The sequence below is a fragment of the Lysobacter sp. genome, assembly GCF_035655815.1.
GTDB lineage: Bacteria > Pseudomonadota > Gammaproteobacteria > Xanthomonadales > Xanthomonadaceae > Lysobacter_J.
On the sequence record NZ_DASRTS010000075.1, the window covers coordinates 1 to 5,024 of the forward strand.

6 protein-coding genes are annotated in these 5,024 nt (G+C 66.0%); all 6 read right to left on the reverse strand.

The window, feature by feature from the left end; translation table 11 throughout:
* On the reverse strand, positions 1-717 hold a 717-nt coding region (locus VFE83_RS18725), incomplete at its 3' end, for a 2Fe-2S iron-sulfur cluster-binding protein (RefSeq protein ID WP_324908982.1).
* Positions 714-2,081, reverse strand: coding sequence for an NADH-quinone oxidoreductase subunit NuoF (nuoF, locus tag VFE83_RS18730; protein WP_324908984.1), 1,368 nt, complete (start codon positions 2,079-2,081; stop codon positions 714-716). The genes VFE83_RS18725 and nuoF, both read right to left, overlap by 4 nt.
* Positions 2,082-2,093: 12 nt before the next feature.
* The gene (nuoE, locus tag VFE83_RS18735) at positions 2,094-2,621 is read right to left on the reverse strand and encodes an NADH-quinone oxidoreductase subunit NuoE (RefSeq protein WP_324908986.1); all 528 of its coding nucleotides are present in this window, start codon (positions 2,619-2,621) and stop codon (positions 2,094-2,096) included.
* A gap of 30 nt (positions 2,622-2,651) precedes the next feature.
* Positions 2,652-3,932 carry an NADH-quinone oxidoreductase subunit D gene (locus VFE83_RS18740; protein WP_324908988.1) on the reverse strand — a complete coding sequence of 427 codons (1,281 nt, stop codon included), beginning with the start codon at positions 3,930-3,932 and terminating at the stop codon, positions 2,652-2,654.
* A 23-nt stretch (positions 3,933-3,955) separates the two neighbouring features.
* Positions 3,956-4,684, reverse strand: coding sequence for an NADH-quinone oxidoreductase subunit C (locus VFE83_RS18745; RefSeq protein WP_324908990.1), 729 nt, complete (start codon positions 4,682-4,684; stop codon positions 3,956-3,958).
* 1 nt (position 4,685) lies between these two features.
* On the reverse strand, positions 4,686-5,024 hold a 339-nt coding region (gene nuoB, locus VFE83_RS18750), incomplete at its 5' end, for an NADH-quinone oxidoreductase subunit NuoB (protein WP_324908992.1).

Genomic DNA, 5,024 nt, shown 5'->3' on the forward strand with positions numbered 1-5,024 from the left:
GGCGTCGTGATAGCCAAGCGACTCCTTCGCGATCAGCTCCCAGGGGCGCGCGCGGAAGCGGAACACCTTGTTGGTCAGCGCGCCCACCGGGCAGACGTCGATGACGTTGCCGGACAGTTCGGTGGTCAGCGGCTTGCCGTCATAGGTGCCGATCTGCAGGTTCTCGCCACGCTTCATGCCGCCAAGCTCGTAGGTGCCGGCAATTTCGGCGGTCACGCGGACGCAGCGCGTGCAATGGATGCAGCGCGTCATCTCGGTGGCGACCAGCGGGCCCAGGTCCTCGTCGGCCACCACGCGCTTGCGCTCGGCATAGCGGCTGACCGAACGGCCATAGCCCAGCGACAGGTCCTGCAGCTCGCACTCGCCGCCCTGGTCGCAGACCGGGCAGTCGAGCGGATGGTTGATGAGCAGGAATTCCATCACGTTGCGCTGCGACTTCAGCGCCTTGTCGCTGCGCGTGGAGACCTTCATGCCGTCCATGACCGGCGTGGCGCAGGCGGGCGCCGGCTTGGGCATCTTCTCGACCTCGACCAGGCACATGCGGCAGTTCGCCGCGATGGCCAGCTTGTCGTGGTAGCAGAAGCGCGGGATCGCGATGCCCGCCTTGTCGGCGGCCTGGATGATCATCGAGCCCTTGGGGGCAGCCAGCTCCACGCCATCGATGAAGACGGTGACGTGATCCGGCGGCAGGTTCGGATTTACCGGCTGCGCACTCATGCGGCCACCTTCTCGACGACGGTGCCGTTGCGCTGGTCATCGACCAGGAAACGCTTGTTCACGATCGCGTACTCGAATTCATCCCAGTAGTGGCGAAGGAAGCCCTGCACCGGCCACGCGGCGGCCTCGCCGAACGCGCAGATGGTGTGGCCTTCGATCTGCCCGGCAGCGGCGCGCAGCATCTGCAGGTCTTCCAGCGTCGCCTGCTTGTCGGCGATGCGGGTCAGCATGCGGTACATCCAGCCGGTGCCTTCGCGGCACGGCGTGCACTGGCCGCAGCTTTCCTTGAAGTAGAACCGCGCGATGCGCTGGCATGCGCGCACCATGCAGGTGGTCTCGTCCATGACGATGACTGCGCCCGAACCCAGGCCGGAACCAGCCTTCTGGATCGAGTCGTAGTCCATGGTGAGGCCCATCATGGTCTCGCCCGGCAGCACCGGCATCGAGGAACCGCCGGGGATCACCGCCTTGATCTTGGCGCCATTGCGCATGCCGCCGGCCATCTGCAGCAGTTCGGAGAACGGCGTGCCCAGGCGGATCTCGTAGTTGCCCGGGCGCGCGACGTGCCCGGACACGGAGAAGATCTTCGGACCGCCGTTGTTCGGCTTGCCCAGGTTGAGGAACCACTCCGCACCGTTGCGGATGATCGCCGGCACCGAGGCATACGTCTCGGTGTTGTTGATGGTGGTCGGCTTGCCGAACAGGCCGAAGTTGGCCGGGAACGGCGGCTTGTAGCGCGGCTGGCCCTTCTTGCCTTCCAGCGACTCCATCAGCGCGGTTTCCTCCCCGCAGATGTAGGCACCGGCGCCGAGCGCACCGTAGATGTCGATGTCCACGCCGCTGCCAAGCACGTTCTTGCCTAGCCAGCCGTGCTCGTACGCTTCCTTCAGCGCCTGCTCGAAGTGCTCGAACGGCTCGTGGTGGAATTCGCCGCGCAGGTAGTTGTAGGCCACCGTCGAACCAGTGGCGTAGCAGGCGATCGCCATGCCCTCGACCACCGCGTGCGGGTTGTAGCGCAGGATGTCGCGATCCTTGGCAGTGCCGGGCTCGGACTCGTCCGAGTTGCACAGGATGTACTTCTGCGTGCCGCTGCCCTTGGGCATGAAGCTCCACTTCAGGCCGGTCGGGAAGCCTGCACCGCCGCGACCGCGCAGGCCGGATGCCTTGACCAGGTCGACGATCGCCGACGGCTCCATCTTCTCGGTCAGGATCTTGCGCAGCGCGCTGTAGCCGCCGGTCTTGAGGTAGTTCTCGTACGACCAGGGCGTTTCGAAGTGCAGCGTCGTGTAGACGACGTTGTGCTCCTGCGGAACCGGGCCGACCGGACCGTAGCCCTGCGAGTAGTCGTGATGCTCGTGCGCCATGGAGGACCCGCCTTACTTCAGGCCGTCGAGCAACTCGTCCACCTTCGCGGTGTCGAGCTTCTCGTGGTAATGACCGTTGATGACGACGACCGGCGCGCCGCAGCACGCAGCCAGGCATTCTTCCTCGCGCTTGAGGTAGACGCGGCCGTCGCTGGAGGATTCGCCCACCTTGCAGCCCAGCTTCTGCTCGGCGTGACGGACCAGGTCCTCCGCGCCGTTGAGCCAGCAGCTGATGTTGGTGCAGAAGGCGACGTTGTGGCGGCCGACCTTCTCCGTCTCGAACATCGAGTAGAAGCTGGCGACCTCGTAGGCCCACACCGGCGGGATGCCCAGGTATTTGGCCACGGCGGCGATCATCTCGTCGCTGAGCCAGCCGCCGTTCTGCTCCTGCGCCGCGTGCAGCCCCTGCAGCACCGCCGAGCGCCGGCGGTCGGCCGGGAACTTGGTCAGCCAGTGGTCGATGTGCGCGCGGGTCTTGTCGGACAACGCGACCAGCGGGTCGACGTGCTGACAAGCCTCGAAATTTCCGGTCGCCTTCATTGGTTCTGATTCCTCAACGGGCCGCCGCGGTCAGCGGTCGACCTCGCCGAACACGAGATCGTAGGTGCCGATCATCGCCACGACGTCGGCCAGCATGTGGCCCTGCACGATGGCGTCCATCGACGAAAGGTGCGCAAAGCCCGGCGCGCGCAGCTTCACGCGGAAGGGCTTGTTGGCACCGTCGGAGATCAGGTAGCAGCCGAACTCGCCCTTCGGTGCCTCGACTGCGGCGTAGGTCTCGCCGGCGGGCACGCAATAGCCTTCGGAGAAGAGCTTGAAGTGGTGGATCAGCGCTTCCATGTCGTCCTTCATGTCCTCGCGCTTGGGCGGAGCGACCTTGAAGTTGTCGACGATGACCGGACCCGGATTGGCCTTCAGCCACTTCACGCACTGCTTGATGATGCGGGTGGACTGGCGCATCTCCGCGACGCGGACCAGGTAGCGGTCGTAGCAGTCGCCGTTCACGCCGACCGGGATGTCGAAATCCATCTCGGCGTACTTGGCGTACGGCTGCTTCTTGCGCAGGTCCCAGGCGATGCCCGAGCCGCGGATCATCGCGCCGGTCATGCCCCAGGCGAGCGCCTGCTCGGGCGAGACGACGCCGATGCCGACGGTGCGCTGCTTCCAGATGCGGTTGTCGGTGAGCAGCGTCTCGTACTCGTCGACGCGGTTCGGGAAGTCGTCCGCGAACGCGTCCAGATAATCCAGCAGCGAGCCTTCGCGCCACTCGTTGAAGCGCTTGAGCTTGCCGCCCTTGCGCCACGGGGATTCCTTGTACTTCGGCATGCGGTCCGGCAGGTCGCGGTAGACGCCACCCGGACGGTAGTACGTGGCATGCATGCGCGCGCCGGAGACCGCTTCGTAGCAGTCCATCAGCTCTTCGCGCTCGCGGAACGCGTACAGGAACACCGCCATCGCACCCAGGTCGAGCGCGTTCGAACCGATCCACATCAGGTGGTTCAGGATGCGGGTGATCTCGTCGAACATCGTGCGGATGTACTGCGCACGCTCCGGCGCCTCGATGCCCAGCAGGGTCTCGATCGCGCGCACGTAGGCGTGCTCGTTGCACATCATCGACACGTAGTCCAGGCGATCCATGTAGCCGATCGACTGGTTGAACGGCTTGGATTCGGCCAGCTTCTCGGTGGCGCGGTGGAGCAGGCCCACGTGCGGATCGGCACGCTGCACGACCTCGCCGTCCATCTCGAGGATGAGGCGCAGCACGCCGTGCGCGGCCGGGTGCTGCGGGCCGAAGTTCAGCGTGTAGTTGCGGATCTCGGCACCGCTGCCGAGGCCGGACGTGTTGCTCACGGTTCCGTTGGAAAGCTGGGCGCTCACTTCTTCACCTCGGCGCGCTGTGCGGCCTCGCCCTGCGCGGTGGCGTAGCGGGCGTCGTCGCGGATCACGCGCGGCACCAGCACGCGCGGTTCGATCGAAACCGGCTCGTACACCACGCGCTTGCGGTCGGCGTCGTAACGGACTTCGACGTTGCCGATCAGCGGGAAGTCCTTGCGGAACGGATGGCCGACGAAACCGTAGTCGGTCAGGATGCGGCGCAGGTCCGGATGGCCTTCGAACACGATGCCGTACAGGTCGAACGCTTCGCGCTCGAACCAGTTGGAACCAGGCCACACCGAAGTCAGCGAATCGACGACCGGCAGGTCATCGTTGTCGGCGAAGGTGCGCAGGCGCACGCGACGGTTGTGCTGCAACGACAGCAAGTGTGCGACCGCGGCGAAGCGGCGTTCGGGCGCGGCAGCGGCACCGTTGGGCTGCTCGCCCCACACGAAGCGGCCAGCGCTCTTGCCTTCGACGCCGCGCGAGAAACCCTCGGAGGACACGTCGGTGTCCCACTCGTCGCTGCCGTAGCTCAGGTAATCCACGCCAGTGAGGTCGACCAGCTGCTCGAAGCCGAATTCGTCGCGCAGCGCAATGGCGGTGGCCAGCCACTGCGGGGCCGCGACGTCGAGGGTCACCTCACCCCGCGGTTCGGCGACGGTAACCATCGCATCGGCGAAGCGTGCGACCAGACGATCGGCGAAGGCTTGTGCACTCTCGACCATGTCAGCGCACGCCCTGCTTGTTGTCGCCGAAGTTGGTGCCGCGGCGGATCTTCTTCTGCAACTGCAGGATGCCGTAGACCAGCGCCTCGGCCGTCGGCGGGCAACCCGGCACGTACACGTCGACCGGCACGATGCGGTCGCAACCGCGCACGACGGAGTACGAGTAATGGTAGTAACCGCCGCCGTTGGCGCAGCTGCCCATCGAGATGACCCACTTCGGGTCGGGCATCTGGTCGTAGACCTTGCGCAGCGCCGGGGCCATCTTGTTGACCAGGGTGCCCGCCACGATCATCACGTCGGACTGGCGCGGCGACGGGCGGAACACCACGCCGTAGCGGTC

What these genes read in the sequence shown, in the direction of transcription:
- VFE83_RS18745 (WP_324908990.1), bottom strand. Translation starts at nt 4,684, where the DNA reads ATGGTCGAGAGTGCACAAGCCTTCGCCGATCGTCTGGTCGCACGCTTC.
- nuoE (WP_324908986.1), bottom strand. Translation starts at nt 2,621, where the DNA reads ATGAAGGCGACCGGAAATTTCGAGGCTTGTCAGCACGTCGACCCGCTG.
- nuoF (WP_324908984.1), bottom strand. Translation starts at nt 2,081, where the DNA reads ATGGCGCACGAGCATCACGACTACTCGCAGGGCTACGGTCCGGTCGGC.